Annotated in this window: 13 protein-coding genes and 1 pseudogene; 9 read left to right on the forward strand and 5 right to left on the reverse strand. The window is 68.1% G+C overall.

Translation table 11 applies throughout. The annotated features are described in order from the left end of the window. The first annotated feature begins 233 nt into the window (after positions 1-233). Positions 234-2087, forward strand: a complete 1854-nt coding sequence (locus ACQVFL_RS29350; RefSeq protein ID WP_431728062.1) for an Hsp70 family protein — start codon at positions 234-236, stop codon at positions 2085-2087. 60 nt (positions 2088-2147) lie between these two features. Further along, positions 2148-4067: a hypothetical protein gene (locus tag ACQVFL_RS29355; RefSeq protein ID WP_396748871.1), complete on the forward strand. Its 1920-nt coding sequence runs from the start codon at positions 2148-2150 to the stop codon at positions 4065-4067. Between the two features lie 256 nt (positions 4068-4323). Here the strand turns inward: ACQVFL_RS29355 and ACQVFL_RS29360 are convergent, their stop codons facing one another. After that, a complete protein-coding gene (locus ACQVFL_RS29360; protein WP_431728063.1) occupies positions 4324-5145 on the reverse strand; it encodes a hypothetical protein in 822 nt (273 codons plus the stop codon). A 417-nt stretch (positions 5146-5562) separates the two neighbouring features. After that, positions 5563-6216 carry a hypothetical protein gene (locus tag ACQVFL_RS29365; protein WP_431728064.1) on the reverse strand — a complete coding sequence of 218 codons (654 nt, stop codon included), beginning with the start codon at positions 6214-6216 and terminating at the stop codon, positions 5563-5565. A gap of 2072 nt (positions 6217-8288) precedes the next feature. Between ACQVFL_RS29365 and ACQVFL_RS29370 the strand changes: the two genes are divergently transcribed. Beyond that, positions 8289-8609, forward strand: coding sequence for a hypothetical protein (locus ACQVFL_RS29370; RefSeq protein ID WP_431728065.1), 321 nt, complete (start codon positions 8289-8291; stop codon positions 8607-8609). Positions 8610-8883: 274 nt separating this feature from the next. Here ACQVFL_RS29370 and ACQVFL_RS29375 read toward each other — a convergent pair whose 3' ends face one another. Then, complete coding sequence (locus ACQVFL_RS29375; RefSeq protein WP_431728066.1) at positions 8884-9465, reverse strand: class I SAM-dependent methyltransferase; 582 nt, start codon at positions 9463-9465, stop codon at positions 8884-8886. Positions 9466-10051: 586 nt separating this feature from the next. Here ACQVFL_RS29375 and ACQVFL_RS29380 point away from each other — a divergent pair. Both ACQVFL_RS29380 and ACQVFL_RS29385 read left to right on the forward strand, forming a co-directional pair. After that, positions 10052-10444 (forward strand): hypothetical protein, encoded by a 393-nt coding sequence (locus ACQVFL_RS29380; RefSeq protein WP_431728067.1) that lies wholly within the window; start codon positions 10052-10054, stop codon positions 10442-10444. Positions 10445-10634: 190 nt separating this feature from the next. Continuing rightward, on the forward strand, positions 10635-11063 hold the full coding sequence (locus tag ACQVFL_RS29385; protein ID WP_431728068.1) for a hypothetical protein: 429 nt from the start codon (positions 10635-10637) through the stop codon (positions 11061-11063). Between the two features lie 17 nt (positions 11064-11080). Here ACQVFL_RS29385 and ACQVFL_RS29390 read toward each other — a convergent pair whose 3' ends face one another. Continuing rightward, positions 11081-11488 carry a hypothetical protein gene (locus ACQVFL_RS29390; protein ID WP_431728069.1) on the reverse strand — a complete coding sequence of 136 codons (408 nt, stop codon included), beginning with the start codon at positions 11486-11488 and terminating at the stop codon, positions 11081-11083. Beyond that, positions 11485-12321 (reverse strand): IS5 family transposase, encoded by an 837-nt coding sequence (locus ACQVFL_RS29395; RefSeq protein ID WP_431728070.1) that lies wholly within the window; start codon positions 12319-12321, stop codon positions 11485-11487. The genes ACQVFL_RS29390 and ACQVFL_RS29395 overlap by 4 nt, the downstream gene beginning before the upstream one ends. Positions 12322-12791: 470 nt before the next feature. On the opposite strand from ACQVFL_RS29395, the gene ACQVFL_RS29400 reads away from it, so the two are divergent. The 4 genes and pseudogenes from ACQVFL_RS29400 to ACQVFL_RS29415 form a co-directional block, all read left to right on the forward strand. Beyond that, on the forward strand, positions 12792-13706 hold the full coding sequence (locus tag ACQVFL_RS29400; protein ID WP_396697242.1) for a hypothetical protein: 915 nt from the start codon (positions 12792-12794) through the stop codon (positions 13704-13706). Positions 13707-13743: 37 nt separating this feature from the next. Continuing rightward, the gene (locus ACQVFL_RS29405; protein ID WP_396697504.1) at positions 13744-14658 is read left to right on the forward strand and encodes a TRM11 family SAM-dependent methyltransferase; all 915 of its coding nucleotides are present in this window, start codon (positions 13744-13746) and stop codon (positions 14656-14658) included. Next, positions 14655-15518 carry a hypothetical protein gene (locus ACQVFL_RS29410; RefSeq protein WP_396697244.1) on the forward strand — a complete coding sequence of 288 codons (864 nt, stop codon included), beginning with the start codon at positions 14655-14657 and terminating at the stop codon, positions 15516-15518. Before ACQVFL_RS29405 ends, ACQVFL_RS29410 begins: the two co-directional genes overlap by 4 nt. After that, a pseudogene (locus tag ACQVFL_RS29415) lies at positions 15515-15742 on the forward strand (DNA cytosine methyltransferase); the annotation flags it as partial. The gene ACQVFL_RS29410 and the pseudogene ACQVFL_RS29415, both read left to right, overlap by 4 nt. Positions 15743-15757: the final 15 nt, after the last annotated feature.

Here is a 15757-nt window from a genome sequence, read left to right on the forward strand (position 1 = left end):
CTCCCCGGCAGGCATGGCGCTGCCGGCGCCGCCGATGCCCGCCCGGATTTGGTAACGCGAAGCGGCGAAGTGCCGTGCCGCCCAAGGGTGCTGGGAACGAAGCGGCGTGCCGACGCCTAGGGTGCGGCGCCGCTTCGTCGGTGTGGGCTCGGCTCGCGTTCTGAACCCGATGGCTGCCGCTGTGTGTAGTTATGCCCTCACGTGATGACATGATTCATGTTTGACTATGGCGCATGCGATCGGGGCAGGTACGGCTGGCGATCGATTGTGGGAGTGCCAGCACAACCGGGGTGGTGGCGTGGTCGGACGGGTCGTGGTCGCCGCTGGTGTTCGACGGTGAACCGGGGTTGCCCAGTGCGGTGCTGGTCTCCGACGACGGGTCGGTGGTGACGGGACAGCAGGCGTGGCGGGCGGCGGTGGCGCAGCCGCAAAGGTTCGTTCCTGTCCCCCGTCGACCTGCCGAAGAGCAGGTGAGCGTGGCGGGCGCGGAAGTGGCGCCGGCAGATCTGGTGGCGGCAACGTTGCGGCGTGCCGCTGACGAGGCCCGACGGATCGTCGGCGGAGACGTTGAGGATGTGCGGTTGGTGGTGCCGGCGGGGTGGGGACCGCGGCGCCGGACCTGGCTTCGTCACGTGGCGCATCGGGCAGGGTTGCCGCAGCCGCGTCTGGTGGAGGCGCCGGTGGCGGTGGCCTCGCATCTGCGCGCCGGGGGTGTGCCTCTGCCGGTGGGTTCGGTCATCGTGGTGTGTGACCTGGGTGGCGGCGCCGAGGTGAGCGTGGTCCGCCGTACTGCGGTCGGCTTCGAGATCCTCTCCACCCTCGCCGACCCGGATGCCGGTGGTGACGCCGTCGACGCGGCGATGGCTGTCGCCCTCTCTCCCGTCCCGGTCGCTGCGGGGACCGGTGAGGGGGTGGCGTTGACGGCGAGTGTGCGGACGGCGAAGCATGCCCTGTTCGCGCATGCGGCGGTGACGGTTGCGGTGCCGTCGGGTCCGGCGGTGGTGGTCAACGACCTGGTGTTGACGCAGGCGGCACGTCCGGTCCTGGAACGTGCGGCCGGTCTGGTCCGTGATGCGGTGGACGCGGCGGAGGTCGACCCGGCGACGGTGGCGGGGTTGTGGTGTGCGGGTGGAACGGCGCAGATGCGACTGGTCGCGGAGGTGCTGGCCACCGACACAGGTCTCACGCCGTTCCTGGTGCGGGATCCGCCGCTCGCGGCCGCGCATGGGGCTGCGGACGCCGGCGCGCGGAGTCCGGGCGAGGGCCCGGAGGTGGTGGTGGAGCCGTTGCCGTCGGTGGGGCGGGCGCTGGCGGTGGCGGTGTCGGGGTTCGCGTCGTTGGCGTTGGTGTCGCACATGCTGTTCACCCCGGTGTGGAACAGCGCGGCGATGGGGAAATGGGCGACGCTGAACTGGGGCGAGCTCGCGATGGCGTCCGTCTTCGCGATGCTCGCCTGTCTCGGCGTGGGCACGGTTCTGGGTGCGGCGTTGGCGTCGCGTACCGACACTGGGTTGCCGTTGTCGCCGGGGGCGCAGGTCGCCACCGGCATCCTCACCGCTTCCTGGCTCGGTGTCGCCGTGGCGTGTATGTACGCGGTGGTGGGTAGCCAGTACATCGGTATGGAGCTGGGTCCGTTCCTGCGCTGGTCGGTGGTGCCGATCGTGCCGATCGTGGTGGTGGCGGCGGTTCTCGCGGTGATCGCCGTGCGCGGGTGGCGTACGCCGGTGGGTGGGTGGTCGCGGTTCCTGGCGTTTCCGGTGTCGTCGGTGGTGACGGCGACGGTGGGGATGCTGGTGCTGCAGTGGTCGGTAACGGCGGAGCGGTGGCCGCACATGTTGGTGTGGATCGACTTCGGCGGCCGGTTCGGTGGTCTGCTCATCGGGGTCGGGGTGGTCACGGCGTTGGTGTCGCGGCTGGTCCTGCGGCTGGTCCTCGGCGCGCCGGCGGCGATCCTGATCGCGGCGCTGGCGGGTCCGGGCACGACGGGGATCTTGGCGGTCATCTACGCGGTCGCGGTCGGGGTGTGGTGGCTGGGTCGTCTGTGGACCCGCATCATCCACCCCGCTCCGGTGGCGGTCGCCCGGTGACGAGGGTGTCCCCGCCACCGTCGCCGTGCTGGGACGCGGTCCGGTAGGAGGTGGGTGACGATGCGTTGGCCGCGGCAGGTCGTGTCGCTCGTCGTGCTCGTGGTGGTGCTGGCCGGTCCGCCGCTGCTGCTCGTCATGGTGGTGGGGTGGCCGTCGCCGGGCGGTGGGGTGCGGCTGGTGGTGTGGCAGTGGATCCGTGACCCGCTGACCGGCCAGAACCTGATGCTGATGGCGGTCGTGCTGGCGTGGCTGCTGTGGGCGTTCGTCGCCTACATCATCACCGTCCGCGTCGCGGTGCGGATGTGGGCGGGCGTGCGGTGGCTGCGTCGCCTGCCGTTACCCACTCCGTGGCAGGCCACCGCGACCGGGATCGCCGGCGCCGCCGCGCTCACCATCCCCACCCCCGCCACACCAGCTGTCGGCGTCGACGCGGTGCCACCGACGGGAAGCACAGGTCTTCCCACGCCGGTGGAGGGTGAGCGGGCCGGGCTTGATGGCGGTGTCGCTGTGGCCGGTGGGTGGCTGCCCCGCGAGGTCGCCGACCAGGTGACGGTCGCGGTCGGGCTGATGTGGCTACGCCGCCGCCGCGGCTACCGCCCCCACTCACGCCCCGCCGACAACGACGGGGCGGATCTGACGCCTCTGCCGGCCACCGTGGCGGCCATCACCGCCGCCACCGCCGACCGCCCTGTATCCGTACCGGCGGCGGTGCTGCCGGTGGGGTTGCCGCCTACGGGAGTGGGGTTGGTCGGACCCGGCGCATTCGACGCCGCGCGGGGCCTGCTGGTCAGCGTCCTCCTCACCGCGATGCGACAACCGGACGCGCAGGTGGTGATCACCCGCCGCGCGGGCGAAATGTTGCTCGGGCCCGCGGCCGAGCGGCTACGGCCCGGGTCGGGACTGACGATCGTCGACACCGTCGCGCACTCCACCACCCTGCTGGCCCCGTCGAAGCCGGCGACAGGAGCGCGGGGATCGGGTGGGCGGCTGCCGGCGGTGCTGATCCTCGATGCTCCCCCTACCGACACGCTCGTCACCGGCGCGGCCACGCCTGTCGTGCTCGGGTCGTGGCCGGACGCGCCGGCATGGCACATCGACGCCGACGGCCGCACCTCCGACGCCACGGCGGCACACCGGATGTGTGTGCTCGACGAGGTGGCCGCAGCGGATCTGCTCACCGTCACCGGCCACCTCAACCCACCAACCCCAGACACCTCCACCACACCGGCAACGCGAATACCCCGCCAGGCCCGCCCACGACGCGGCAACCCGCCGCCGGGTATGCGGTTACGCGTGCTGGGCGAACCGGAGCTGCTCATCGACGGCTCCCGAGTGGTCCTGCGACGGTCCGCGGCGTGGCAGGCACTGGTCTTCCTCGCCGTGCACGCCGACGGAGCCGACAGCCACCTCATGGCCGAAGCGCTCTGGCCCGGCCTACCCGCACACCGGCTCACCGGACGCCTCTACACCACCCTCAGCGAACTCCGCACCACCGCCCGCACCGCCACCGGCGTGACAGTTCTCGACCGCACCGGCGACCGCTACCGCCTCCACCCCCACCACGTCGACGTCGACCTGTGGCACCTGCACACCACCGCCGACCACGCGTCGGCCGCCCTCACCGGCACCACCACGGCCTGGCAGGCGGTCATCACCGCCTACACCGGCGACCTCGCCACCGGACACACATGGCCCTGGCTCGAACCCCACCGAGAGGCCGCCCGACGCAGAGTGCTCGACGCCTACGCCGCTCTCGCCGATACCGCACCCGACCCCCGCACGGCGCTCGCCCATCTACAGGCCGGCATCCGTGTCGACCCATACAACGCCGACCTACACCAACGAGCCGTGGACATCCTCAGCCACCTGGGCGAGCATGCGGCTGCCGCCGATCTGTCCGACCGCTACATGCGCCGACTCACCACCGCCGACCTCACACCCGACCTTCCACTCAGCACCACGCCGGACAAACACGCCTGACCTGGCCCAGCGCAGCTTCGCCCACGTAGCGCATACCCGATAAGTAGACGTCGATCCAACACGGCGACAGACTCGACGACGGCCGAGCCCAGGCCGGTCGACGGGCCTGTGGATCTAAGGGTGTTTCCGGCCTGACCTGCCGGGCCACCCGACATCGGTTGCAGAAGACCCAATGATCACTTCACGTAATGACAGCACTGCCCCATGTAGCGTCCGGATCTGCCGATGAGCGTGCGTCGTGCTCTCCGTGCCAAGGTCACGCTCGATCCGGGATCGAGTGGCATCCCAGGGCTTCCGTAACCACTTGATCCCGGATCGAGCACGACCTTGAGGCTGGCGAGCGAGTGAGCCGGCGGGACGTTGATCCGAGGCACGGACCTGCCGCTGGGTGAGCGTGGCAGCGTGCGGTTGAGGGGGCGACGTCAGATGGTTCCGATGCTGCGGGTTGGGCGAGCAGATCATCGATCGCGCTGCGGAACTCGTCGAAGGTACGGATCTGGCTGGCCGCGTTCGCGTAACGGCGAAATGCCTCACTGAAGTGCCAGGCCAGATGTTCGACCTTGTCGGTGGCTTCGGGTGTCTTAACGGTGAGATAGCTGGCAGCGCCGGCACCCAGATCCTGGACCACGGACAGGCCGACGAAGATGTCACCGGGCTGCAGAATCTCGGCCAGGTCAGGACGGTGCGCCTGATTCAGCGTCGAGGCCAGCAGGCGGGTCCGGCCCGGATCGTGGAGGGCGAACAGCGTAATCTCCGAGGTAGCGTCGCCTCCCACGGCCAGGGCAAGGTCGGTGAGGTGCCGGAAGCTGGCCAAGGTAAACAGGCCGGCGAAGCCGGCGTGTTCTCGTTGCCACAAGCCCGGCGCCGGCCGCAGCGGAACGCAGGCGCGGGCCGGGACGAACCCGACATCCGCGCTGAGCCACTCGGACTGCTCGACGTCGACCTCGTACTCCCAGCGGACCAGCCGCACCGCCTCCCGGCCCACACTCCGCAGCTGAGCTGCCTCGTCGCGGTAGTAGGCGGGAATGGCGAACCGGCTCCGGCCCGCGGTCAGCTCCCAGGTCAGCGCCCGCCACACCGCCAGGGCCTCACCGTCGCCGTTGTTGATCGCATAGCGACACCACGGATTCAGATCCGCATCGTCTGAACAGTCCTGCCCCCGCAGCCCCGGCCAGGATCGCGCTGCCCGGCCCTCTGGCCGGTACGCGCTCGGCCCGCAGAGGCGCGCTCATACTCGCCCGCACACTCTCACGCGGCCGCCGAGCGGACGCGCTACCTGCCGGCCGCTGCCTCTAGCTGTGTGGCTGGACTTCGGTCCGGCCGACCTCCGAACTGCAGATGTCAGCGTGTCTGAGCTCGGCTCACGGACCGCAAGAAGCTCTTCACACTCCCCGGCTCGAAGATCGCATTGCGGCAGTCGCAAGATGGGGTGGGGTGGTTGGCGGCATGGGAAGCGAGGGCAGTCCGCTGACGCCGCTCAGGCCCGATGCGCCGGTCACAGTGCGGGTCTGATCATCTCTATCGCATACCAAAGAGCGGCGCTCGCAACAATGGCGGGCACCAAGGTTAGCGCAAGAACGGGCAAGTGTACTGTTCTTCGCCGAATCCAGACCGCGATAGCGAGCGATGCGACAACCAGCAGAACCTCAATTAGCGCCGAATGAAGCTTGCTCAATGCGAAAGAATCGTACGGGCCAACCCAAAGTACGGTTATGTGGAAGAGGTGAAAAACTCCTCGTCCAGCCAGTAACCCAAAAGAAATTCCCATCGAGATTGTGCTACTTCGCGCGGTTCCGTGCCTCATGACGTGCGCCAGGACTCCCATCAGCGCGCCCGCGCAGACCGACGCTGCAAGCCATACGCCTGCCGACCTGGCCACCGACATGAGCCCGGCCCATTGGCCAAACCGGCTGCCTTCAAAGGAATCCGCTGCATGATACCAGCGACGACTGACAAATAATATTAGCGAGTAGTATGTAATGGTCGCAAGCCAGAGGGTGCCAACCCCGAAGAGGATGGCCGTTGATCGCTTGTCGGCGAACATCGCGGACAAAAGTGCAACCAGCCCCCAAGCAAACCCTGAGCTAACAACGGGAAGCAGGAGTTCGGAAGTCGAGCCCTCCAGCGTGTCCGGCACAAATGCTGCCACGCCTATCCCGATACCCAATGCCAAGGGCGCAAAAGCTAGACGATCAGATGCCCGGAATTTCGGCGATATGGAGGTAGTCATTGGTTAGTCGTCGGGCAGTTGAGCTCGATAATCTGCCGGAACTCATCATTCTTCCCCTCAGTGACACTATTTAGAATATCGTTCCTCCGGCTTCGCTCCAGGTCATCGAGACCCCATCTGTAGAACGCTGACTCACGTAACGCCAACACTTCCTTCATTGCGGACTGCCGTTCCATCGTATCCGAGGCGGAGAGGAAGGTTCGACCCCAGGAGCAATGCCAATACCACGCGGCATCTACCCTCCCTAGGTTCGTTTGATACATCTGCAAGGCACCATCCTCTGCTCGCTCTGCATACTCGGGGCCCGCAGGCCACGTCCAACCTGGCGCCAACTGCAGACGCCTGGCCTCATCCCGATACTCATTGGCGGCGTCCTGCGCACTTCCGTACTGTGACGCCGCCGGGGAGGCGCCACACGCGCCGCTTGCCAGTAAAGCGGCCAGAAGCGAACAGGCCACTGCCGCCCGCGCGGGCCACTCCAATCGAAGGAACCAGAACATGCCTTGGCCAATCATGTCTCGTGTCGTCCGCGCCAACCCGCGCGGGTCGCATGTGAGCCCAAGGGGATATGCGACCCGCGCGGGAGGATCAGGATCCTAGTAGGTCATCCTGCCGGAGAAGGAGTGATTGCAGTTGGGGCATGTGGTCCCTCGGGCGAATTTGTTTCTGAACTGAGTCCCCGGAGGGCCGTAGTAGCCAAGGTCCGTGAACGTTGACGGCGTTTGATTGATGGCGTAGGTGGGGCCGTCGGCATCGGTCCTGATTCGCCACTTAATGTAGTCGGCGGTGTTGTTACCCAGCTTTGGCGCTGAGCTAATGTTGATGCTGATGTACGGTCCGTCTGCGTGTGACACGGTTCGCCAGGTCGCCGACGTATACCAAACGCTCGAATCGCTCCAGGTGTCGCCGCTGACCGACACCCGATATGCGGCGATTGCTGGTGCCGGGAATGCCATAAGGGCCAGTGCTGCGCCCGCGAAGATCCCGGACGCGAGTGCACGAATTCTACCCACGCCGCGTGTTTTGCTCGACATCATCTCCCCATCCAGCAGTCGCCCAACACCCTCTGGTTGGATCTTGCGACGAGGCTACCACAGCGTGTTTGCGTGACAACAGAGCGTACTGTCGCTTGTCTGCTTTGGTCGAAAAGTCGCCCATGCCCCTCTGGTAGCAGCTCGAGCCGGAGCTGTCTCCGAGCCCTCCGATATGTCTGTGACGTATCCGCGGACACGTGCTTTCACGAGTGCTTTCGTCAGATTCTGTTGAAGATGTCAAGCGCCGCGTTCCTGGGGGCATGGAAGTATAAGCGCATATTCCGGGCTGCCTCCTGGCCTTGCCGCGCAGCGTTTAGATTGGAAACGCTGCTGGCGCAGTTCAGGGCACTTCGATGGCGTTGTTGAGTGGTAAATCCAATGTTGTGCACAGGAAGCCAACGTCGCCGGACGCCGCATGGCCCTGTATCCGAGACAACAGGACTGGGAGACGGCCCGCCAGCACGCCGAGCCGTGCAGCACCCGCCACGACGACATGCACGCCGGGGAGATCGAAACCTCGCTGCTACTGCCTGCACATGTCTCCCGAACTCGTCCGGCCCGGATACCAGTCCGCCGACCACCTCGCGGACCGCCCGGATCTGCTCGTGACTGGGCACGTGGTCGGATGCTCGGCGTCTGTTGTAGAGGCTGGTAGCTCAACGGCCACGGAGAACCTCAGGAATCGGGACCGCCGCCCGGCGCTTCCACAGGTAGGCACATCGTGATGCCGGTACGCCAACGGTCAGCAACGGGTTCGACCTCGCTCACTAATCTGCCGCGATTCGGTCGTCACCTAGGGTGACGGCAGTCGTTGTTCGCTGGCGTCCCGTCATGCCCAGACCCCGCGCCGCGCGGGCGCGCTAGCATCCCTGCGGGATAGGCAGACGGGAATGCGGCGGCGACGTCGCCGTGCAAGCAGCGAGCATGCTGCCCCGAATGACTGGGCAGGGAGTATCCATGGATTCACCAGAGGACGCGGTCATCGTGTGCTACTCCCTGTCCGGCGGCGGCTTCGGGGAGGAGCAGGACCGCGAAGCGGTGCGCGCGCTCAAGAAGCGTCTGGCCGCTGTCATCGAATCCGCCGGCCTCGGGGAAGTCGATGGCGACGAGTTCGGCGGCGGCGAAGCGGTGCTCTACACATACGGTCCTGACGCGACTGCACTTTTCGCCGCGATGGAGCCGTATCTGCGAGCTTTTCCCGCGAGGCCAGCCCATGCCGTTCTCCGCTTCGGCGAAGTGGATGATCCTGCGGCGATCGAGCGGCGTGTCGATCTCTGACTTGTAGCGCCACGGCGTCCTCGTTGCCGCAAACCGATCGTCACGCTACGTGATCGGCGGCTGGGTAGATCGAACGCTCAGCCGTGCCGAGTTGAGTGCACGTGATGCCGGTCGCGAATCTCGCGTTGGCCTGTCGCCCGTGACTGCCGGTTATCCCGTCGGTTCGACTCGTGTCTCGGCCTTAACCATGATCGAGACCGGTCAGGCCGAATGTGTCCTTCGGATGGTGGATTCTGCGCAGCGGGCTCAGGCGGCGCTTGCGGCGATGGCCGCGCTACCTGCGGTCCGGGCGGTCCGGTAACTGCTGCCGCAGGCGCTGAAGTTCGGTGAAGCCGGCCTTCGTCAGGCGTGCGGAGAACTCGTCCACCGGCCAGCGGTACGCAGTGAGGACCTTGTGGTCGAACTCGGCCACCTCGTCGTCGCTGTCGAAGAACCCGATCACCAACCTCCCGTAGGGGGTCAGCATTCGGCGGAACTCGGTGAGCACGTGGTCCAGTTCCTGGGGCGGCAGATGAATTGTCGAATACCAGGAGAGGATGCCGGCCACCGAGTGGTCGGGGACGTCCAGTTCGGTCATCGAGCCGAGCCGGAACTCCGGCCCGGGAAAGTTCGCTCGGGCGTGGTCGATGAACTCACGGACCAGGTCGATGCCGGTCACGTCGGCGCCGAGCGAATGCAGGTAGGCGGTCCAGTGGCCGGGGCCGCAACCGAGATCGAGCACCGCGCCTTCCAGGCCGGCGAGGTGGCCCCCGACGAGGGCCGTGTCATCCACGTGGGCCTGCCAGCCGCCGTCGAACAGAGCGATGTACTGCTCTGACCTCGACGAATAGGCATCCCGTACCCTCTGTCCGCTCACCACAACACTGTAGACCTGGCGCAGGATGCTCAAGTGCGCTTGAGTACGGCGGCTCAGGCGGCCGGCGGCGGCCGGTTCATAGCTTGACACCCATGACCTCGACCATCGAACTCGAACGCCTCGTCCGGACATCAGACCTGCACAGCCGGCGCGATCGGCACAGCCGCCCCGGCCACTATCGGAGGTGGCTCGATGCCCTGGCCGTCGCCGCTACCTCCCGTCGGGATCACTGCGGTGACCACCGCCATCGTTGCCTGAGGATGAATAGCGGTGCCGGTGCGAGGACGCCGGTCGGGATCCACGTGACGCTCTGAGCTCGATCGCATTTCATTGACATGCCGCGCACCGCGCTGCATGGAGAGTGATGCCCCCAGGGTGCGCCGAGCTGTCCTGTTCAACCTTGATGCCCACCGACGCGGTGACCGTCTACTTGTACGCCAGCCGTAGCTGGGCCCTGTGGCCACCCTCTTCTGCCGGGCTCCGTCCGCGTCTGCTGCAAGTCGAGGAGCGGCCCAACCGCCCTGAGTATCACCACGGCGCGGCTTCAGGCGTCCGTACCCCTTCCGGAACCGCCTACGCTGTAGCCGTGATCGAACGGCTGACCTATCGGTGGCAGCGAGAGATGGCGGAGCAGGGGGCGGCGATCGCCGCAGGAACGCTGTCGCCGGACGAGGCGTACGCGCTGAAGGCATTCCCGCCGGCTTTCGTCGACGCGGTAGACGCGGCCCTGAAGGCGTACGAGCAGGAGATCGCAAGTCTGGACTCCCCGACAGACAAGGCCGTGTGGGTTGCGGTGGAACGGGTCGTGCGCACCCTCAACGGCGTCGACCTGGATCTCGGCCAGCACATCGAGACCATCACCCGAGAGGAGTTGAGCGAGTACATCGAGGAAGTACTCGCCGAGGCAGGCATCGACGTCGAGGCGTTGCTGGAGCGCCGTGGCGTCGATGAAGCGGCCGGCGAGTGGCGCGACTGGTGATCGCCCACCATCGTGAGCGGTGAACCATCTATGTCGGCGGCACACACGCCCTATTGATAGAGGACAGCCGGATTCGGGTACGTGGGAATAACCCTACGATTCTGCCTCGCCACAGCCGCGAACGACGGGAGCCCGGCCACCTCACAGCATCCGGATCTGCCTCGACCAGGGGTACCTGACCGTTCCGTGCGTGAGCAAGGATGTAACTGTGCGCCACGAGCATCATGTCTTCCACAACCCGCCGTCAGCGACGCCGGCCGAGGTACGCATAGCGCTCGATCGCGGTGACCTCTCTGGCGCCCTGGATGCCATGGTCGGCACCGCGCTGTACAGCGACGGAGACTGGGAAGAGTTGCAGGAACTGCATCTCCAGTTGCTCAGGCACGACGACCGCCAAGTCAGCGCCCTTGCCGCAACATGTCTAGGACATCTGGCGAGGGTCTATCGTCAGCTGGACGAAGGCCGAGTAGTCGCCGCGCTACACCGAGCCCGGTCGGTTCCACACATCAGCGCTACCGCCGCCAACGCCCTAGAGGACATAGAGGTCTTCCTCCACCCGCAACGTGCACGCTGGCGCGGACGCGTGCGGAAAGCGATCCGTCCTTGGGCATGGATCTGAGAGGGCAGTTCGGAGTGTTAGGTCCGTTTCGGGGCGAGGGTGAATACGCCGGGTTCGTCTTCGGTGAGGACTTGGCGGTTGACCATGCGTTTCAGCTTCGCGCGGGTGCCTTCGACGTTCTTCGGTGAGGGCTCGACGCCGAGTGCGAGGCAGATGCCTTTGGCGCGCATGCCGGCGGGCGCGGCGCCGAGGACATGCAGGATCTGCTGGTAGGGCCCGCTGGCAATCGTCGGATCGTCGGCGGTGAACTCGGCGGCGGCGAGGGTGCGCAGAGTGGTGCGGGTCGTCGCCAGGTCGGCCAGTTCACCATCGAGGCGGGCGAGTTCGCTGGTCAGGGCGGTGATCTGCTCGCGGAGTTGGTCGGCGTGCCGGCGTGCGGTGGTCTCCCGGTCGGTGATCAGGTCGAGGACGGTGGGGAGGTTCACCGGTGCCGCCAGGTGGGTGTGCTGGTTCCGGTCAGCCGGCGCACGATGTTCGCCGTCGAGGCCCAAAGGGTTCGTGACACCGCCGATTCGGGTCGGCTCTCGTACTCGCGCACGAGGCGGCGGTGCAGCATCAACGTGCCGTTGACCTGTTCGACGATCCACCGCTTACGAATCGGCACGAATCCGGGCCGGGTGTCGGTGCGTTTGACGACCTCCACGTCGACCCCGAGGACGGCGCCGTGCAGCGCGAGGTCCTGTTTGAACCCGGCGTCGACCCACGCGCGGCTCACCGTCGGGGTGTGTGCGACGACCTTGTCGAGCAGCCGGATACCAATGGCGTTGTCGGTGACCGACGCCGCGGCCACCACGACCGCGATGACCAGCCCCAACGCGTCCACCGCCAGACCCCGCTTACGCCCCGATACCTTCTTCGCGACGTCTTTGCCGGTCGTCGCGGCCGGGACGTGGTTCGCCGCCCGGATCGACTGGGTGTCCAACACCACCGCGCTCGGATCCTCCCGACGACCCACCTTCTCCCTCGCCTGGCAGCGCAGCAGATCGTGGATCACCTGGTCAGTGCCGTCGTCACGCCACAGTGCGAAGTAGTAGTAGGTGGCCGACTTCGGCGGCAGATCATGCGGCAGGTACGCCCACTGACAACCCGTCCGGTTCTGGTAGAAGATCGCGTTCACGATCTCCCGCAGGTCGTAGCCGCCTGGCTGGCCCGACACCGACACCGCGACCCGCTTGGCCTTCCACGCCCGCAGAAACGGCCCGATCAGCTCCCACTGCTCGTCGCTGACATCACTGGGATACGGCTTTCGATCACCCATGACCGGGCTAACGCCGTAGCCGCCCCGCAGTCACGACCAAGACTCACATCCCACAGATCGACCTGTCGCTATCCATAGCACACCTGCCAAAAGGCCACCAACCGGACGCAACGCATAGATCAGATCAAGTTACTGCGGACCGCCCTCTGACAGCACGAGGTGTCTCACCGCGCTGGCCACCGCCGTGAGCCCCCGTCGGCCACGTCGCCCACGAGCGGTCTCACCGTGGCGGCGCTGTGAGCGGGCCGGCTGGTCCCCGCATGCGGTCACGACCTCGCGGTGCCCGACGGTATGCATCGGGCGGGCGTTCGGCGTGGCGTCGACGACGGGCGCCAACCCCACCCGGGGCATGCCCGACGTCCGGTCGGCGGCTGTGAGTGCCTGCGAGCGGAGCAAGTGTTCGTCACGGCTCACAAGGCGCGGTTCGGGGGTGTCAGCGCTTCACGGCGCGGCGCGGAGCCGACATCCACATGAGCCAGCACCCGCCGCACCCTCAGACCGGCCACCAGCCGCCGGTCGACCCCACCCTCATCGACCTGATCGCCGGCGACCCGCCGGTCCCGATCACGGTCTGGCGCACGGCCCGAACCGACGCCGACGCCCACACCAGCCTGCCCACCCGTCTCGCGTACCGCCTCGTCGCCGCCTACAGCCGGCCCGGCGAGGCGGTCGTCGACCTCACCAACGACCACGCCCTCACCGCGATCTGCGCCACAGGCGGTCGCCGCCACCACCGGGCCTGGTTCACCGACAGCTCCAGCCTGATCATCGGCCCCACCACCACCGAGCCGCCCCCGGCATCGGGGACCACCCCGGTCACCGGCACGCCGATGCCGGACACCGACGGAGGCGAGGACCCGCCTGAGCTCGGCGCGTGGTTCGGCGACGACCTCACCGACCTCGACCGCCCCGGCACCGACTCCCTCACGCCGCCGGACGACGGTCGGCGGGACGCGGCGACCAGCCTGGTGGTCGCGTGCTGGCCGCTCCACACAGCGGACACCACCGCGCGGGTCCGCCTCGCCTGGCTCCTCGCGGCCTGCGCGCGGCTGCTGCGCCCCGGGGGCTGCCTCGTCCTCGTCGTCGGTGTGCCCGCCGGGACGCAGCCCACGCCGGAGGACTTCGGTCCGCTGGTGGCCGCCGCGGCCGCCGCCGGCCTCGGCTACCTGCAGCACATCGTCGCGGTCGAGGCCGACACCGACGGCGACCAGTTCGTCTACCACGTCACCGACGAGGAACTGCTCACCCTCGCCCACGACACCGCGCGGTGGCAGGTCGCGCACCTGCGGGTCCACGCCGACCTGCTCGTCTTCACCCCCCACCCCGACCGTGCCGCCGAACCGCGATCCCGGCGAGCCCGCGTTGGAGGTGACGGCCGTGCCTGACACCACCACGCCGCCCTCCAGCCAGCACGACCCCGTCGTGGGCGGGAACGACTACGGCGGGCACCGCGAGTACGAGGGACGCCACCGCGCCGACCCGGACGGCCTGTCGGTCTGGGTCACCGCCCAGGCCACCGGCCCCGTTCAACGACGCGGCCGGTACGTGCCGGAGTCGGTCAAGCACCCGGCCCGGATGCTGCCCGCGATCGCCGCCCACGCCGTCGACGCCTACACCCGACCCGGCGACCTGGTCCTGGACCCCATGTGCGGCATCGGCACCACCCTCGTCGAGGCCGTCCACGCCGGCCGCGACGCCTTCGGCATCGAGTACGAGCCGCGCTGGTCGAACATCGCCGACGCCAACATCCGTCACGCCCACGACCACGGCGCCACCGGACGGGCCTCGGTCATCCGCGGCGACGCCACCCGCCTCACCGCCCTCGTCCCGGCCGCGCTGACCGGGCAGGTGGCGCTCGTGGTCACCTCCCCGCCCTACGGACCGACCGTGCACGGCCTCGTGCGGCCCGGCGAGCACGGGGTCGTCAAGTACGACGACCGGTACAACGACGGCCACGACCGCGGCAACCTCGCCTACCGCGACCTGACCGGCCTCGCCGACGGATTCACCCGCATCCTGGCCGGCTGCCACACCCTGCTCCGCCCCGGCGGGGTCGTCGTGGTGACCGCCCGACCCTGGCGTAAACGCGGCGAGCTGGTCGACCTGCCCAGCGCCGTCATCGCCGCCGGTATCCGCGCCGGGCTCGTCCCGACCGAACGGTGCGTCGCCCTGCTCGCCGCCGTCCGCGACGGGCACCTCGTCGCCCGACCGTCGTTCTTCCAACTCCAACAGGTCCGCAGGGCCAGGGCCGGCGGAACACCGATGCACCTCATCGCCCACGAAGACGTCCTGATCTTCACCAAGGCCGCCGAGGACGGGACCGGGGTGGTGCAGTGACCGCACCCGCCTACCGTTTCCTGTCCCTCGGCGCCGGGGTGCAGAGCACCACGCTCCTGCTGCTGGCCGTCCACGGGACGATTCCCCGATTCGACGCGGCGATCTTCGCCGACACCCGGTGGGAACCACGATCGGTCTACCGGCACCTGCACCGCCTGAGCAGCATCGCCGCCCAGGCAGGCATCGACGTCGTACGCGTCGGCACCGGCGACATCCGCGCCGACGCCCTCGACCCCGCACACCGGTTCGCGAGCATGCCCCTGTTCACGCTCGGCCGCAACGGCGAGCGGGGAATGGCCCGACGGCAGTGCACCTCCGAATACAAGATCAAACCGATCAAGGCAGAAGTGCGGCGCCGTCTCGGTCATCCCCATCCCCGACGGGTGCCCGCCGGAGTCGTCGCCGAGATGGCCATCGGTATCTCGGTCGACGAGGTCCACCGCGCCCGCGACGCCGACGTCGGCTACATGCGTAACGTCTTCCCGCTGCTCGACCTGGGCTGGCGACGAACCGACTGCCTGCGTTTCCTGGCCCGGCACGGTCTCGCCGACACCCCGAAGTCGTCGTGTGTGGGGTGCCCGTTTCACGACGACGCCTTCTGGTTCGCGCTGCGTGAGCACAGCCCGCAGGAGTGGGCCGACGCGGTCGCCTTCGACCACGCCATCCGCGACGGCTCCGCCCGGGCCAACGCGGACGGGCATCCGCTGCGCGGGCAGTTCTTCCTGCACCGGCAGCGGGTGCCGCTCGACCAGGTAATCCTGCGCCCACGCACCCGGCCAGGGGACACGCCGGGCTGCGGGCCGTGGACCTGCCCCCACGACGCGACGACGACCGGCCACGGGCTCGGGGAGGTGGCGTGAGCGGTGCGCAGACCACCTCCCCACGAATCGGATCCCTGTGCAGCGGGTACGGCGGTCTCGACTTGGCCGTCGAGCTGGTGCTCGGCGGCCGACTCACCTGGTACGCCGAGACCGACCGGCACGCCAGCACCGTCCTCGCCCACCACTGGCCCGGCATCCCCAACCTCGGAGACATCCGCACCGTCGACTGGCCCCGGGTCGAGGCGGTCGACATCCTCACCGCCGGGTTCCCGTGCCTC

The organism is Verrucosispora sp. TAA-831 (assembly GCF_050780145.1).
In the GTDB taxonomy this organism is placed as follows: Bacteria; Actinomycetota; Actinomycetes; order Mycobacteriales; family Micromonosporaceae; genus Micromonospora.

Bases quoted from the DNA above. Each gene is read 5' to 3' on its own strand.
- ACQVFL_RS29350 (WP_431728062.1), top strand. From the start codon at position 234: ATGCGATCGGGGCAGGTACGGCTGGCGATCGATTGTGGGAGTGCCAGC.
- ACQVFL_RS29355 (WP_396748871.1), top strand. From the start codon at position 2,148: ATGCGTTGGCCGCGGCAGGTCGTGTCGCTCGTCGTGCTCGTGGTGGTG.
- ACQVFL_RS29400 (WP_396697242.1), top strand. From the start codon at position 12,792: ATGAGCCAGCACCCGCCGCACCCTCAGACCGGCCACCAGCCGCCGGTC.
- ACQVFL_RS29370 (WP_431728065.1), top strand. From the start codon at position 8,289: ATGGATTCACCAGAGGACGCGGTCATCGTGTGCTACTCCCTGTCCGGC.
- ACQVFL_RS29395 (WP_431728070.1), bottom strand. From the start codon at position 12,321: ATGGGTGATCGAAAGCCGTATCCCAGTGATGTCAGCGACGAGCAGTGG.